Origin of the sequence: Hathewaya proteolytica DSM 3090 (genome assembly GCF_900142225.1) — a bacterium.
GTDB lineage: Bacteria > Bacillota > Clostridia > Clostridiales > Clostridiaceae > Hathewaya > Hathewaya proteolytica.
The window spans coordinates 1-15,538 of record NZ_FRAD01000021.1 but is presented as its reverse complement, the minus strand read 5'-3'; the positions used below and the strand labels follow the sequence as shown (position 1 = coordinate 15,538).

At 33.4% G+C, this 15,538-nt stretch carries 14 protein-coding genes; 7 read left to right on the top strand and 7 right to left on the bottom strand.

The window, feature by feature from the left end; all coding sequences use genetic code 11:
* Positions 1–106 precede the first annotated feature (106 nt).
* The 5 genes from BUA73_RS10905 (at position 107) to BUA73_RS10885 (ending at position 4,250) form a co-directional block, all read left to right on the top strand.
* Positions 107–457: a hypothetical protein gene (locus BUA73_RS10905; RefSeq protein WP_072904158.1), complete on the top strand. Its 351-nt coding sequence runs from the start codon at positions 107–109 to the stop codon at positions 455–457.
* Positions 458–648: 191 nt separating this feature from the next.
* Positions 649–1,461 carry an ABC transporter permease gene (locus tag BUA73_RS10900; protein WP_072904157.1) on the top strand — a complete coding sequence of 271 codons (813 nt, stop codon included), beginning with the start codon at positions 649–651 and terminating at the stop codon, positions 1,459–1,461.
* A gap of 9 nt (positions 1,462–1,470) precedes the next feature.
* Positions 1,471–2,445: an ABC transporter ATP-binding protein gene (locus tag BUA73_RS10895; protein ID WP_072904156.1), complete on the top strand. Its 975-nt coding sequence runs from the start codon at positions 1,471–1,473 to the stop codon at positions 2,443–2,445.
* 3 nt (positions 2,446–2,448) lie between these two features.
* Positions 2,449–3,258: an ABC transporter permease gene (locus BUA73_RS10890; RefSeq protein ID WP_072904155.1), complete on the top strand. Its 810-nt coding sequence runs from the start codon at positions 2,449–2,451 to the stop codon at positions 3,256–3,258.
* A 26-nt stretch (positions 3,259–3,284) separates the two neighbouring features.
* Positions 3,285–4,250 carry an ArsR/SmtB family transcription factor gene (locus tag BUA73_RS10885; protein WP_072904154.1) on the top strand — a complete coding sequence of 322 codons (966 nt, stop codon included), beginning with the start codon at positions 3,285–3,287 and terminating at the stop codon, positions 4,248–4,250.
* A 2-nt stretch (positions 4,251–4,252) separates the two neighbouring features.
* On the opposite strand, the gene BUA73_RS10880 is transcribed toward BUA73_RS10885, so the two are convergent.
* A complete protein-coding gene (locus BUA73_RS10880; RefSeq protein ID WP_093426700.1) occupies positions 4,253–4,963 on the bottom strand; it encodes a DUF1287 domain-containing protein in 711 nt (236 codons plus the stop codon).
* Between the two features lie 175 nt (positions 4,964–5,138).
* Between BUA73_RS10880 and BUA73_RS10875 the strand changes: the two genes are divergently transcribed.
* The gene (locus BUA73_RS10875) at positions 5,139–5,669 is read left to right on the top strand and encodes a GNAT family N-acetyltransferase (protein ID WP_072904153.1); all 531 of its coding nucleotides are present in this window, start codon (positions 5,139–5,141) and stop codon (positions 5,667–5,669) included.
* 73 nt (positions 5,670–5,742) lie between these two features.
* Here the strand turns inward: BUA73_RS10875 and BUA73_RS10870 are convergent, their stop codons facing one another.
* The 3 genes from BUA73_RS10870 to BUA73_RS10860 all read right to left on the bottom strand — a co-directional run bounded on the left by BUA73_RS10870 (position 5,743) and on the right by BUA73_RS10860 (position 10,981).
* On the bottom strand, positions 5,743–7,479 hold the full coding sequence (locus BUA73_RS10870; RefSeq protein ID WP_207649874.1) for an ABC transporter ATP-binding protein: 1,737 nt from the start codon (positions 7,477–7,479) through the stop codon (positions 5,743–5,745).
* A 106-nt stretch (positions 7,480–7,585) separates the two neighbouring features.
* Positions 7,586–9,361, bottom strand: a complete 1,776-nt coding sequence (locus BUA73_RS10865) for an ABC transporter ATP-binding protein (RefSeq protein WP_072904151.1) — start codon at positions 9,359–9,361, stop codon at positions 7,586–7,588.
* 363 nt (positions 9,362–9,724) lie between these two features.
* Entirely contained in the window at positions 9,725–10,981 is a 1,257-nt protein-coding gene (locus BUA73_RS10860; RefSeq protein WP_072904150.1) for an aminopeptidase P family protein, read from the bottom strand.
* Between the two features lie 165 nt (positions 10,982–11,146).
* Between BUA73_RS10860 and BUA73_RS10855 the strand changes: the two genes are divergently transcribed.
* Positions 11,147–12,340: an amidase domain-containing protein gene (locus BUA73_RS10855; protein WP_084672240.1), complete on the top strand. Its 1,194-nt coding sequence runs from the start codon at positions 11,147–11,149 to the stop codon at positions 12,338–12,340.
* Positions 12,341–12,381: 41 nt separating this feature from the next.
* Here BUA73_RS10855 and BUA73_RS10850 read toward each other — a convergent pair whose 3' ends face one another.
* From BUA73_RS10850 to BUA73_RS10840, 3 genes are all read right to left on the bottom strand, one after another.
* Positions 12,382–13,251 (bottom strand): tRNA 2-thiocytidine biosynthesis TtcA family protein, encoded by an 870-nt coding sequence (locus BUA73_RS10850; RefSeq protein ID WP_072904149.1) that lies wholly within the window; start codon positions 13,249–13,251, stop codon positions 12,382–12,384.
* A gap of 28 nt (positions 13,252–13,279) precedes the next feature.
* On the bottom strand, positions 13,280–14,950 hold the full coding sequence (locus tag BUA73_RS10845; RefSeq protein ID WP_072904148.1) for a DEAD/DEAH box helicase: 1,671 nt from the start codon (positions 14,948–14,950) through the stop codon (positions 13,280–13,282).
* Between the two features lie 265 nt (positions 14,951–15,215).
* The coding region (locus BUA73_RS10840) for an IS3 family transposase (RefSeq protein WP_143147008.1) at positions 15,216–15,538 on the bottom strand (323 nt) is incomplete at its 5' end.

Sequence of the window (15,538 nt, the reverse complement as noted above, 5' to 3'; positions counted from 1 at the left end):
AAATTATGGCTTATTACTATAAAAACTAATTTTCTAATGGAAGTGACTTTAAAGTTCATAAATGATATAATGTTCTATATTCTAATTAATTTCCGGAGGTGATTTTATGGTAAACACAATCTTCGCAGGATTATTCATTGTTATTGGTATCATCGAAGCCCGTGCAGGCATTACTCTACCTTTACATAAAGTTCTTGTAGACGAGAAAGGCAACACTATAAAAGATAATGAAAAGAAACTTTCACAGGAAGAAATGACTTTATCAAAACAAGAAAAAAACATCTTAATTTTCCAAAAAATTTACTTTATTTTTATGGGAATTTTCACAGCCATTCTCGGAGTTCTTTCTATAGTAAAAGAAAACTTCATACCAAAATACATGGTAGTAATCCTAGCTATATTGCCCATCATATTAAATAAATCTATTGGCACTGTTATTTCAAAAAAAATCAAATAATAAATTAAACAAGCTGTCTCACATACCACTTTGGTGAACAAAACGGTGTGAGGCAGTCTTTTTATTTTCTAATAGTGAAAATAATCTTGACATTACTATTTACGCAATGTATAATTGTCCCGCCTTAAAGAAAGGATGTATTTGATTAACCAAATGGTTAATGATAACCATACAAAAGGGGGGACTATTTTATGAGAGCAAAAGTACTGAAGGCAACTTTTATAAGAAATTTTATTATAATGTTGCGAGCCTATCCAAAGAGCTTTTTTATAGGAAACGTTTGTACGGGATTTTATACTGTAGTTGGAGCATTATTTATGTACAAGCTACTTTTTAACGGTGTAGTTGGAGATGATTTCTTTAAGTACACAAAAACTGAGGATTATATGGGATATGTAATTTGGGGAAGTTTAACTTATATTTTTGTAGTAAGAACTTGCCTTAATGTAAGTAGAAGTCTTATTACTGAACTTAGAGAGGGAACACTAGAAAGTTTAATGATGACGCCTTTTAAAAGGGGTGAATATTTTATAGGAAATATGTTGCATCAAACTATAGCTACTACTTTTGAAGTTTTAATTTCATTAATTATAGCGATGCCATTTGGATTAAGTTTTAAAAGTATGAATTTTCCTGCTTTTATATTTGTATTCTTTTTAGCTCTTTATGGATTCTTTGGGTTATCTATGGTTTTGGGCTCCGTAATGCTCTACACAAGAGATACTTATATTTCTCAAAACACTTTATTTGTAGCTATGTTTTTATTGTGTGGAATCACTTTCCCAGTAGAATACTTGCCACATTCCTTAAAAATCATTGGAGAATTGATACCAGTAACGGAAATATCAAATCTGATTAGAGGTTCAGCTATTTTAGGCAAGGGATTAAGTGAGCAGATAGGTACAATAGTTTATGTATTTATACTAAGTACAATCTATCTATTTATTGGATTTTTATCTTTAAAGAAAATTGAGTATATTGCACTCGAAAAAATACAAGGATAGGTGATAATTATGATAGCGGCAAAAAATTTAAATAAGCAATTTGAAACTAAAATTGGTAAGGGTTTGTTTAGTAGAAAAAAACAAATAGTAGAAGCTGTTAAGGATGTATCTATTAAAATAGATAAGGGTCAGATAGTTGGACTCTTAGGGATTAATGGTGCAGGAAAAACCACTACTATAAAGATGTTAACCACATTACTTTCTCCAAACAAGGGAAGTTATTTTATGGATGGGATAAATGGAATAAAAAATCCTAAGGCTATTAAGAAAAAAATAAATATGGTAGCTGGTGGGGAAAGAATGATTTATTGGAGACTTACAGCCTATGAAAATCTTTGGTATTATGGCCAACTTTATGATATAGATGACAAGGTTCTAAAAGTAAGGATAGAAGAATTATTAAAGCTGGTAGGTTTATATGAAAATAAGGATAAAAAGGTGGAGGAATATTCTAAGGGAATGAAGCAAAGATTGCAAATAGCGCGAGGTCTTATTAATAATCCAGATTATATATTTATGGATGAGCCAACGCTTGGATTAGATGCTATAGTTGCAAAAGAATTAAGGGCTCATACTAAATTCTTAGCTAAAAATCAAGAAAAGGGAATATTATTAACTTCTCACTACATGGGTGAAGTTGAGGAGTTGTGTGATTATATATACATTTTAGAAAAAGGAGAAATAATCAAACAGGGAACTATAAAGGACCTATCTAAGGAAGTATTTAAAAAAACAATATATAAGTTAACCCTTCATAACACCATTGCTAATTTTGAAGATGTATTGCTAAAACAATTGAGGATAATGGATAACACTGTAGAGGTATATAAGAATGATGAGTCTTATAAGATATTAAGCAGTATCAACTTAAGTATGCATATTTCAAAAGCCTGTATAAATAGTGGTGCTATTATTAAAGAATTTTATGAAATATCACCAGGACTTGAAGATACAATCATTAAACTTGCTAAAAAGGAGGCTTAAAGCATGACAGCGTTTTTTAAAGCTTTAAAGGGAGAAATGAAAAAGCAACATTTAAATTACTTTTATAGTAAAACCATATATATATCCTTATTTGTTTGGCCAATATTGCATTTTATTACAACTTATTATAGTTTCAAACCTTTTAACATAAACAATAGCAATATACCTTATCTTAATGAAGATAATATGATAATATTTATATTATTAGGATATATGACTATGAGTCTGTTTAGAAGCTTGGTCCAGTCAGCTTGGAAGTTCTCTTTTGAAAGAGTTAGCGGAACATTAGAATTAATATACTTATCTCCAGCCTCAAGGCAAGGTGTAATATTGGGAAATGCATTATCTTCGTTATTTGAAAGTGTAGTCTTCATGGTACTTTTCTCCATAGGCATATTAATATTTAAAAAGGAAGTTTTAAATATTAATTATTTGTCTTTAATTATTGTGTGTACTATAACAATAACTATGGCTATCTTGTGGGGGATGTTACTAAACACCTTATTCTTATTTTCAAGGGACTCAGGTTTTCTTTTTTCAATGTTGGAAGAGACCATGGAAACATTTGCAGGAGTTAAGGTACCAACAACATTATTCCCAATGTGGGCGAAAATAATAAGTTTAATTTTTCCTTTAACTTATGCAGTAGAAGCAGTAAGAAGAGTTATGTTAGATGGAAGTTCTATTGCTGATATTAAAAAGTTTATACTCATTGGAATAGTTATAATCATAGTATTATACTTTTCTTCAGTTATAATAATAAAAATAGTAGAAAATCACAGTAGAAAAACAGGCAATTTCACATATTTCTAAAATATGTTATTAATTTAAGAGGCATTATGAATATTGATACAATTTATGAAAAGAAGATACTGTGTGAGTTTGTGTATTCACCTTTAAAAGAAATGCTTTGTGCGTTACATGTTTTATATAAAAGTGATCATCATTTGCATAGAAAAACATGGATAGACACGGTAAATGAACATATGAGTCAAGAACTAAAAAAAGAAATAATAGAGGTTGGTGAGTTTACAGAGGGATATATTGTTCCACTAGATTTTATGATTGCTTTTGCAGAATGCAATAATTTAAGTGTATTAAGCAGCATTGAATTTTTAGAGGATGTGCCACTATATAAAATAACAAAAATAATCAAAACATATGATATTAATAGAAAAATAACAGAAGCACAGTATTCTAGGCTTATAAATTTGCTTAAAAGTTTTTATATTAATGTATTTAGCCACGAATTAAAATATATAGAACCGATGATGGTTAGAGTTTTAAAGAAAAAATCTTCCTATGCAAAGGAAAAAGGAATCATGGCATTGATAGATAGTATTCATGAAAGAATCAAAATAGAAGATGAGGAAATCGTATTTTATAAATACAGAGAATTTAGAATGAAGTGGGCAGATATAAAAAAAATAACTATAAATATATCTACTTTTATAAGTCCTCATCTTTTATTAGGTTACAATAAAAATAGTCTAGATCTTACAGTACTACTTGAATTGCAGCATTATGAAAAGGAAGCCCCAAAGGATTTGGAAAAAGTACTAAAAGCTTTGGGGGATGGTACACGTCTTAGAATATTAAAGGAAATAAGCAAAAAAGGTAAGACTACACAAGAGTTAAGCACTATATTAAATGTATCAGAAGCAGCAGTATCTAAAGCACTAAAATTATTGTACCAAGCAAAAATTGTAGATAAAAAAAGAAGTGGAAATTATCTTATTTATACTTTAAATAAGCTCCAAATAGATTATTTACCATATAAAATATACGAATATCTTATGAGATAATATTAAAAGCTCCATCTAAAATGGCCTCTTATAGGTATTTTTATGGAGGTCAACTTTATCTCCGATGGCACAGGGCCGCCGTTGTGTATTATATAGGGGATTCCACTTCTAGAACGTCTATCCGATACAATTCCTACATGTTCATATCCATCAGTGTAAACGATTATATCCCCTGGCTGAAATTGCTTCAAGTTTTCAATATCTTTCACATCTATTTCTACTGGCAAGTTTTCAAAGTGCCTCTCAAAATATACAAGCTGATTTACAACCCTTCTAAAATCTATATTGGGATCTGGTTTACCATGAACCCTTGGGTACAATTCCGTATTTTCTGCAATGTCCTTATCCATTAAATCTTTCAAACTCACGCCTATACCCTTGTATGCCCTCCACACCACATCTGTACAAACCCCTTCATTATTTGGTGGATATCCCCCCACATAATAGGCACTTTTATATGTTGTCTTATTTTTAACTTCCTGTCTTGCAGCATTTACTATGTCTATAGGATCTGAAATGCCATTTTTATTGTTATCCACATCTTCATTGATGATGCCAATGTTCACTTTTTTCCCAAAAGGAAGTTCTGCATGAATGCCTATCCAATCCATAATTAGACCATCCCTAAAACACATGGCAAATATTACACCGCTTAAAAACACTGTAGTTACAATTAACAAACTTACTTTGAGAACAGTTTTCTTTTTTCTCATTGTCAACCCCCATATACTATAAATCTTTACTTATATTTTATAGTATATGAATCACTTTATCAATATTCATTCAATTTATATTATTATGAGTTCACTTCATTATAACTTCTTCATTGAAAAATCTCCTCAAAGATAGTATAATTCCTTTAAATTTAATTTTTTAGGAGTGGATTATATGGTTCCTATTGAAACTGAAAGGCTTCTTCTCAGGGAGTGGCATGAAAATGATTTACAGGATCTTTTAGAATTGTTGCAAGATGAAAGAGTGGCAAAATGTTCTGGTGGTAGGACAATTTTAGATGTAGATGATTGTAGAAATAGTTTACATTGTTTTATGAAATCTGGACTTTCCTGGGCTATTTCTTTACACTCCAGTGACAAGGTCATAGGATTTATAGGAATAGACAATATCTCTTTAGACAAAAACCATGACCATTTAAATTCCTGTTATATTGGCTACACTATAAACACTGATTATTGGAATAAGGGTTTTGCCACAGAAGCGACAAAAGCTTTAATAAAACATCTGCTGGAAATAGAGCAGAGAGATGAAATTTGGACAAGCCACTATAATTTTAACAGTCAATCAAAAAGAGTGATTGAAAAATGTGGATTTATCTACAGATTTTCTAAGGAAAAATCTCTTAAAACTTTAGACGGTAAAATAGTTCAAGAACTTTGCTACAGCATAACTAAGCAAAATTAGCCACAGAATCATAAAAAAGTGCGGGGGGACCGCACTTTTTTTGTATCACATATTAATTTAGGGTTGTATAATTTTAAGCTCCTTCTTTTAAGAATCTGTACTGAGCCATATACAAATCATAATAATAACCTTTTTTAGCTAACAACTCTTCGTGAGTTCCGCTCTCTTCTATACTTCCACCATTGATAACCATTATTCTGTCACAGTCTCTAATAGTAGATAATCTGTGAGCAATTACGAAAGAAGTTCTTCCCTTCAATAATTTCTGTATGCCCCTTTGTACTAGAATTTCCGTAGCTGTGTCAATATTAGACGTAGCCTCATCTAGAATAAGAATCCTTGGATTTGCAAGGAGAGCTCTGGCAAAGGATATAAGCTGTCTCTGCCCTACTGAAAGTCTTGATCCTCTTTCATTTATTTCTGTATCGTAACCCTTTGGAAGCTTCATGATGAAGTCATGAGCATTTACAGCTTTTGCAGCTTCAATAATTTCCTCATCACTAGCATCTAGTTTTCCGTACCTTATGTTTTCTTTTATGCTAGCTGAAAATAGGAAAGTATCTTGAAGCATGATACCCATCTGACTTCTAAGGGACTCTAAGGTTACATTTCTTACATCTATTCCATCGATTAAAACTGCACCACTGTTTACATCGTAGAACCTGCTTATTAAATTTATTATGGTTGTTTTGCCTGCACCGGTGGCTCCAACCAGGGCAATGCTGCTACCCTTTTCTACATTAAAACTAATATCGTTTAACACTGTGGTATCTTTATCGTAGGCAAAACCTACATTTTTGAATTCTACTCTACCATCTATGGTAGGCATTTCCTTGCAATGATCTCCTGCAAATATTTCAGGTTCCATATCTAGAATCTCGAATATTCTCTCTCCACCAGCAATGTTAGTGATTAAACTGTTGTAAAAATCGCTTAGCTTTATGATCGGCCTCCAAAACATGGTTACGTACCATGTAAAGGAAATCAGTGTACCCACTTCCAATTCCCCACCTTGTATAAACTTTGCTCCAAAGATATACACAAGTATGGTTCCTAAACCAGAGGATGTACTTACTAATGGCCAAAACAAATCGCTTATTCTAACACAGGATATAAAACTTTTTATCATATCACCATTCATATCTTTAAAGGATTTTTTTCTGCTGTTTTCTGCTGCAAATGCTTGTACAAGCTTTATGCCGGAAAAATCCTCATGGATAAAACCGTTTAAATTGGATTTTTTCTGTCTGAACTTTCTCCACTTTTCCGTGCCTATTTTCTCTATGGTGAATATACCCAAAAACAAAAGTGGGATAATCACAAGAGCACAGAAAGCTAATTTATAATTCATCACAAACATCATAACTGCCACACAAACTAAGGTTAACATCTCAGGTATAAGGTTCATGATGCTAGTGTCGAAGAGTTCCTTCAAAGAGTCGATATCTCCTATGACTCTTGCCAATATTTTTCCCACTGGTCTGCTGTCAAAGAACCCGAAGGACAATTTCTGTATGTGAGTGTACAAATCTTCTCTTATGTTGATTAATATATTATTTGTAATGGAGGACATTAGTTTTATTCTGCCCTTCATGGCAAACATGGCCACAAGGTTCATGGTAACCATGGCTATAGCCATGTAAATTAGCCCCGTTACATCATTGTTTCCAATGCATTTGTCTATGGCAACTTCAAGAAGCATGGGGTTTATAAGGGTGGATACCATGATTACTATCATAAGCAATACTACTATGAAAACTTTCATTTTGTAAGGCTTAAGATAAGAAAACAATCTCTTTACCACAGACATTTTCTTATATCGTTTTACTTCTTCATCCGCTCTAACGCCGTTTATATTTTCTGCCAAATCTTTCACCTTCTCTTTTTTAATGTGATTTCAATATTTTTTTTAATTATTACGAAACCTCAGCATTTGCCAATATCTTATCTTCATCACATTTATTGTCTATCTGTTCATCTTCAAGGAAATCCTTAAATTGTTCCTTGTATATTTCGTAATATTTGCCCTTTTTCTCTACCAATTCCTTATGAGTTCCCTGTTCTTTTACTTCCCCATCTTCCATGAAAAGTATTAAGTCAGCATTTTTCACCGCTGATATTCTGTGGGCAATTATAAAGGTTGTTGCTTTATTTTCTTTGTTTCTTAAATTCTTAAGCAGCTGGTATTCCGTCTCCATATCCAGAGCTGAAGTTGAGTCATCTAGTATAAGAATTGGAGCTTTTCTAGCCAATGCTCTTGCTATGGATATCCTCTGTTTCTGTCCTCCAGAAAGTCCTATGCCTCTTTCACCAACTACTGTATGGTATTTTTCATTTAACTCCTGAATAAAATCATCTGCACAGGCAAGTTTACAGGCATTCTCTATTTCCTCTTTACTCATATCCTCAGTTCCTAAAGATACGTTATTTTTTATGCTATCTGAAAATAAGAAAACGTCCTGTGGTACCACTGCCATGTTACGCCTTAGATTGTGCAACTCTCGCTGTTTTACATCCACACCATCCACTAAAACCTGTCCGGATTTTACGTCATAATATCTTCCAATGAGATTTACAATAGAAGTCTTACCTGCTCCCGTTGTTCCCATAATAGCAACAGTATCTCCAGCTTTAGCCTTAAAGTTTATATTCTTTAGTATTTCGCTATCACCGTGCTTAAATGTTACATTTTTAAATTCAACGTGGCCTTTTATGTCATCAATAACTGGATTTGTTGGACTTACTATTCTAGGTTTTGTATCCAAGATAGTATATATTTTTTTGCATGATGCCTTGTTTTGCGCCAACATACTAGTTATAAAGCCCATATCCTTCATTACCCAGATCATGGTGCCGATGTATCCGTTAAAGGCTACAAGTCCACCCAGGGTCATTTCTCCCTTTATTACAAGGTATCCACCAAAACATATCATAATTACAATGGCAGTATTTGCTAGGAATTCGCCCAAGGGTAAATGATTGCTTCTCACCTTTGCTTCCTTCATATTTAGCTCATAATTTCTTCTGTTCATACCAAGAAATTTTAATATCTCGTGTTTTTCTCTGGCAAATGCCTTTACCAGCCTTACACCTGCAATGTTTTCCTCGGCAGCAGTATTCATCTCTGCTCTCTGATCGCTGATATCGCCGTAAATTTCATCTTCCTTCTTTTCAAGACTTACTGCTAAAAATCCTATAGGTATCATAACAGCCACACAAGCTATGGTAAGCTTCGGACTTATATTCATAAGCACCACCGTGGCCATAATAAAATATATAAAGTCTCCCACACATATTCTAAGTCCAAATCCGATGGTTCTCCACACGCTCTCAACGTCTCCTGTTATCCTAGACATCAACTCTCCAGTATTCATATTGTCAAAGTATCCAAAGTGTAACGTTGTGATGTGATTGAACATCTCTTCTTTCAGATCCTTGTGGACCCTATTTCCCAGTACATCAAAGCTGTACTCTTCTACGTATCCCATTATAGCTCTAATTATGGTTACCACCATTAGTGTTATCAGCACATTCCAAAGAAGATTGTACTGTGCTCCTTTTAACACCGTATCAACCAATTCCTTTGAAATTAGTGGCAGTATTATGTCAAGACCCATGTCTACAAATAGTGACAGTACGGGTATTAGGACAAACCACCCTTGCTTTAAGGTATACTTAAGCAATCTTTTCATTCTCATTCCCCCCTTAAAAGTAAAAGAACCATGGTTCACCCATGATTCCTTTTAAAGCCTAAAAATGGCGAAAAAAATCATGGGTAATGCACCCATGATTCAAAAGTCGTTTTGTAAATCTCATAATAATAGCTGTAGCTAAGGACTTACTATAAAACAAAACCATCTGAAGCAGGCACATTAATTAAAATACTATCTATTTTCACTGTACTATTTACATAATTTCTTACAATATTAATAGTTCTCATAATTATTTACCTCCTTCATATTATTTGCGTTAGTCACGCTACAATTTTTATTATACGCTGAGCTTTTATCATTGTCAACAGATTTTTAAATTTTTTAATTTATTTTAAATTTTTATTATACTCCTTGATGTTCTGTGATAAATCTCTCTATATCATCTGCTTCTTTAATTATATCCTTTGACAAGTTTTCGCATCCGTCTTCAGTCAAAAGAAGATCGTCCTCTATTCTTATACCGATATTCTCTTCTGGTATATAAAGCCCTGGTTCGTTAGTTAAAATCATGCCCTTTGTAAGAGGTACATCGTAGCTTCCTACATCGTGGGTATCCAAACCTAAAGGATGTCCAAATGTATGGAAATAATATTTTGTCAGTTCCTCATCCTCTTTTATAAGGCCAAGCTTTTTGCATGCTTCAGCTAGCTGTTTTTTTGCATACTCATTTACATCATTCCACATGATGCCTGGTTTTACGAAAGCTTCTATGGCTTTCTGTGCCTCTAGCACTGCTTCATATACTTCTCTCTGCCTCTTAGTGAACTTTCCACTAGCTGGTACGGTACGAGTGATATCACCATTGTACAGCTGATACTGTGCACCTAAATCCGTAAGAACCAAAGTGTTGTCTTCTATCATACAATTGTTTTCTTCATAGTGGAGAACTGTACCGTTGTGGCCTGATCCTACTATGGTATTGAAAGCTGTGAACTTTACACCGTTCTTCTTAAGGCTGTAGTCAAAATAAGCCTCTAGCTCGTATTCCATCATGCCTGGCTTTATGTGAGCCCACATGTTGTATAATCCTTCTTTTGTTATTTCAATTGCCTTGCGAACTAAAGAAATTTCTTCTTCAGTTTTTATAAGTCTGAGATTTGCAATGTATGGGAAACAATTTTTCACTCTATAGTATGGATATATCTTCAAAATTTCCTCTGCAAACACTTGACTCTTAGTTCTTCTTATACCGTATTCTTGTCTTTCAAGATCTAGGTATAATGTAAGTTCTGTGGCATTTTCATTGGGCATCTTTTGGAATTGTTCTTCAAATTCATCTAGGTAAAAAATGTTTTCAAAGCCCGTAAATTCTCTAGCTTCTTCTATGGAAAGTCTTGGACCAACCCATCTAGCCTTTACAGGATCAAATCTTTCAATAAATAAGGCCTGAAATACTTTACCAGCAATTTTACTCATTAAAAAAATGGCTTTTTCTCTTGGGAAACCTGTCATATAGTAAAAGTTTCTGTTTTGTACAAAGGAATATTTGTAATCCGCAGATTTATATGGTGCATCTTCCTGAAACATTACAGTTACACTGTTGTCTTCTAGCAACTCAGAAAGCTTTTCTCTGTTATTAATAAAAAATTCTTTTTTCATTACTTTCCCTCCATTTTATATTATTGTCTTTACTTTAACTTATCACGATTTATTCATAATTGCAAGACTATTTATCCTGCATTTATTTACTTTATTCTTGCTTTACTGAGTATAAAACAAATTAAAACACAGATACTAATAGTATAATTTAAAGGAGAAAAAAAGATGAAAAAAAAATTAAACTGCCTATTATCTATACTGTGTTTTTTCACCTTCATGTTCTCACAAAGTATCTGTGTTTTAGCTGAGACCTCTTCTATAGAGACAATTGAAAACACAAAAGAAATGGTGAAAGAGTTTTTTACAAATGTCTACAACACAAGAAATAATATTATATTCACTGGGGATATAAAAGAATTAAAAAACTATTTCAATATGAATAGTGTAGCAGGAAAGGGTTGCATTGAAAACGAAGTGTGTCGCATGATGTACCTTAGAGACTGGTCTTCAGAAAGGGGAATTAAATTTACCTCTGTTCAATCTTTTCCACATATTAATTCCATAAAGGATATGGGAAGTTTTTATAAAATACAGTTAGACGAGGACTATAAATTTAAATACATCTATGATGGTGAAAATGAAACAGAAAACCTATTTGGAATTTCACTAGTCCACTATATAAAGCTTCAAAAAAGCAATGATTCCTACAAGATTTTAACGGATTACTATTTAGATTGCTTCTCCGACGCTTTAAAAAATTATTATCACAATCTAAAAAAGGACACCTTGCCAGATGCAAGTCCCCTTAAATATAATATAAGCCAATTATCTCCCATAGATAGAGAACTAACTATACCAGATAAACCCTGGAAGTACAATCGATTAAAAGCCGTAGAATACGCCCGTAGATATTGCGGCGTACGTTGGGTAACAGACAATGCCACTCCTCGCTTCAATCCAAAGTACACAAATTACACTGGCATTGGAGGCAATTGCACAAATTACGTATCCCAATGTTTGGGTGACAAAGAAGGTGCCAATATGCCGCAAAATGGAGGATGGTATACTCAAAAGCGTTTAAATAATACTTATGAATGTAGTACCCCATGGGTAAATGCCGACGCCTTTAGAAATTATATAATATACAGTGGAAAGGGCTACCTAGTTAAAAGAGGCTCCTTCAAAACACTGTGTTCTTCTTCGGCGTCACTTCCAGGTGCTTATTTTTCAAAACTAAATTATGGTGATATAGTATCCTACGAAAAAAAGAATGATATTGATCACAACGCCATAGTATGCGGCTTTGATTCCCATGGTTATCCCCTCATCAACTCCCACACCGTAGAGAGATATAATGTACCTTTTGATCTAGGTTGGGGAGATAAGAATATATTTTTTCACTTTGTTCACATTAACTGAACAAAAGAGGTCACAGTTTATATTCTGCGACCTCTTTTGTTTTATTCCTCATCATCAAATCTTTCCAAAAAAGAATGTTTTTCTTTTCCATCTTGCCATCCAAGTATAGAATCCACACTGACATTTTGTGCCGACTTAAATATGGATTTATCCACATCGTTGAAGTTTTCCTTCAAAGTTTTTATAAGATTTTTTATTTCGTATCTCTTATTTCCTATTTTGTGTGCTGCCACCATACAAGCACAGTTTAGAGGTGCAATGCCGCTGGCCTTTGTAAAATTGATAATATGCTTTTCTTCTATATAATACATGGGTCTTATAAGCTCTATTCCTGGAAAATTTGCCGACTTAATTCTTGGAAGCATGGTTTTATAGTTTCCAGAATAAAGAACATTTAATAAGGTAGTCTCTATGACATCGTTGAAATGATGCCCTAGTGCCACCTTATTGCACCCTAGCTCTTGAGCTTTGTTGTATAATGCACCTCTTCGCATCCTAGCACACATATAGCAAGGATAATCCTGTGCCACCATATCCACTATGTCAAAAATTCCAGAATCATATATTTCTAAGGGTATACCTAAATATTCGCAGTTTTCTACCATGAGTTCCCTGATATTTTCATGATATCCAGGATCCATACACACAAACCTCATATCAAAATTAATCTGACCATGTCTTTTAAGCTCCTGAAAGAGCTTTGCCATAATCATACTATCTTTGCCACCAGATATTGCAATTAGTACCTTGTCTCCCTCTTTTAAAAGATTGTATTCCTTTATAGCTCTGGTGAATTTTGTCCAAATGTGTCCCCTATAGGTGGTGATAATGCTTCTCTCAATATCTTTTAGATTCTTTTTCTCACCTGGTTCCACGGGTGCTGGACAGCTATCATTGGCTATTTTATTCAAAATACTCCCCTCCTACAAATCCGTAACCTTAATTTTTTCTTTTTCCTGCTAATTCTATATTTACTTTTTTACCTTTAATTTTGTTGTTTGAAGACTTTTTCAACACTTCCTCCATGTACTTATCTTTTACTTCTACAAAAGTAAATTTATCGTACATGTCGATAATGCCCACGTCTTTGCCTGTAATATTTGTATTTGTAACAATAAGTTTCAATATTTCCTCAACCTTTATATCCTTATCCTTGCCTACATTTACAAAGAATCTCTTCATTCCCTTTTCTGGTGTCTTGCCCTGTGTTCTTCTGCCACTCCTAGACTCTCTATCTTGGCTACTATCTTCCCTTCTGCTTCTTGTAGAGCTTCTTTCACTTGAAGATAAGCTTTGAGTTTCAATATCTTTGTACTCTTGAAGAGAAAGCTGAGTGTCTATAAGGCTACAAAGGATGTCTTCTGCGGTGCATCCTGTTTCCTCAATTAGCTTATTTACATGGGATAAATACTTATTTTTTGATTCTTCATTTATGTTGTTTTTTATTGAATCCATGTATTCACATATCTTAGCTTGCTGAAGCTGCTTTATAGATGGCAATTTTGCCTGCTCCATATCCTTCTTTGTAAACCTCATGATGTCTTTTATTGTTCTCATTTCTCTTTTCGTAACAAGGCTCACAGAAGTACCCTGTCTTCCTGCTCTTCCAGTTCTACCTATTCTGTGCACATAGTATTCTTCATGGGTTGGAACATCGTAGTTAAATACCATATCTACTTCTTCTATGTCCAGACCTCTTGCTGCCACATCCGTAGCTATTAGTATCTTTATCTTTCCAGCTTTAACCTTTGATATTACTAAGTTTCTTGCGCTCTGTCTCATATCACCATGAATCTTTTCGCAATCGTAGCCTCTAGACTCTAAAACATCGTATAACTCATCAACCTTCCTTTTTGTATTGCAAAAAACAAGGGATACTCTTGGATTTTCAAAATCTATTATTCTGCATATAGCTTCACCCTTATCATCTTCTTTAACGCATATATACTTCTGGGTGATGTTTGGAGTTGTAAGCTCCTTTGCCTCTATTTTTACCTTTACAGGGTCTTTTAGATATTCCTTTACAATTTCCATTATATTCTTCTTCATAGTAGCAGAAAACAAAAGTTTTTGAATATCATGGTCTATACTCTGAAGTATTACCTCTATGTCTTCTCTAAATCCCATATTCAGCATTTCATCTGCTTCGTCTAGTATAAGAGTCTTTAAGTTCTCCAATTTAAGAGTACCTCTTCTCATGTGGTCCATAACTCTTCCTGGAGTTCCTATTACAACGTTAACGCCTCTTTTAAGATCTGATAACTGTCTTCCCATAGAGTCTCCACCGTATATAGAGACTATCTTAATATTTTTCTTAAATTCACTAAGTTTTTTTAGCTCCTCTGCTACTTGAAGTGCCAATTCCCTAGTTGGACACAAAACCATAAGCTGTATGCCCTTCACATTTTTCTCTACTTTATCAAGTGAGGGTATACCGAAAGCCGCTGTTTTTCCTGTTCCTGTTTGAGCAAGGCCCACTATGTCCCTACCCTCTGCAATAACAGGTATTGCTTGTTCTTGTATCGGTGTAGTATACTCAAAGCCCATATTTTCTACTGCCTTAAGTATCTCCTCTGATATATGTAATTCACTAAATTTAATTTTTTCCATTCTATTCTCCTTATATTCACAAAAAAAGCCGTCCCTAAATCCCATTTTAAATGTTCACAACAGGCTTTTAAGTTCGACCTAAAATTATTCCACAGTTTGATTAACATTCACAAGTATTTATTATAACACATTATCACAAATATTTAAAGCTATTTATAGTTTTATCTAATTTATTTTTTTTATACCCTTTAATCTATATAAACATATGAAAAAAACTGCACAACTAAATAAAATGTACCCTTTGTCAAGGACAATTTAAAAAAGCCTAGGCACAATTGAGAAGATGATTTCTGTATTGAACAGGGGTCATCTTTTCTAAGTTCCATTGATATCTATAGTTATTATAATAAATCATATATTGCTTAATTTCCCGCTTTAACTCTTCTAAAGTTTTACAGGGCTTTATGTATGTTTCATCTTTAAAATGTCCGAAGAATGATTCTTGTGGTGCATTATCCCAACAGTTACCACGTCTAGACATAGATTGTCCTAATTTATATTTCTTTACTAATTTTTGAAAAGCTGGACTAGTATAATGAATGCCTTGATCTGAATGGATAAAAGCATCTTTAGTTAATTTTACATTCC

Coding starts and splice junctions, on each gene's coding strand:
- BUA73_RS10885 (WP_072904154.1), top strand. CDS start 3,285: ATGAATATTGATACAATTTATGAAAAGAAGATACTGTGTGAGTTTGTG.
- BUA73_RS10905 (WP_072904158.1), top strand. CDS start 107: ATGGTAAACACAATCTTCGCAGGATTATTCATTGTTATTGGTATCATC.
- BUA73_RS10875 (WP_072904153.1), top strand. CDS start 5,139: ATGGTTCCTATTGAAACTGAAAGGCTTCTTCTCAGGGAGTGGCATGAA.
- BUA73_RS10855 (WP_084672240.1), top strand. CDS start 11,147: ATGAAAAAAAAATTAAACTGCCTATTATCTATACTGTGTTTTTTCACC.
- BUA73_RS10880 (WP_093426700.1), bottom strand. CDS start 4,963: ATGAGAAAAAAGAAAACTGTTCTCAAAGTAAGTTTGTTAATTGTAACT.
- BUA73_RS10870 (WP_207649874.1), bottom strand. CDS start 7,479: ATGTCTGTGGTAAAGAGATTGTTTTCTTATCTTAAGCCTTACAAAATG.
- BUA73_RS10895 (WP_072904156.1), top strand. CDS start 1,471: ATGATAGCGGCAAAAAATTTAAATAAGCAATTTGAAACTAAAATTGGT.
- BUA73_RS10845 (WP_072904148.1), bottom strand. CDS start 14,950: ATGGAAAAAATTAAATTTAGTGAATTACATATATCAGAGGAGATACTT.
- BUA73_RS10865 (WP_072904151.1), bottom strand. CDS start 9,361: ATGAAAAGATTGCTTAAGTATACCTTAAAGCAAGGGTGGTTTGTCCTA.
- BUA73_RS10890 (WP_072904155.1), top strand. CDS start 2,449: ATGACAGCGTTTTTTAAAGCTTTAAAGGGAGAAATGAAAAAGCAACAT.
- BUA73_RS10900 (WP_072904157.1), top strand. CDS start 649: ATGAGAGCAAAAGTACTGAAGGCAACTTTTATAAGAAATTTTATTATA.
- BUA73_RS10860 (WP_072904150.1), bottom strand. CDS start 10,981: ATGAAAAAAGAATTTTTTATTAATAACAGAGAAAAGCTTTCTGAGTTG.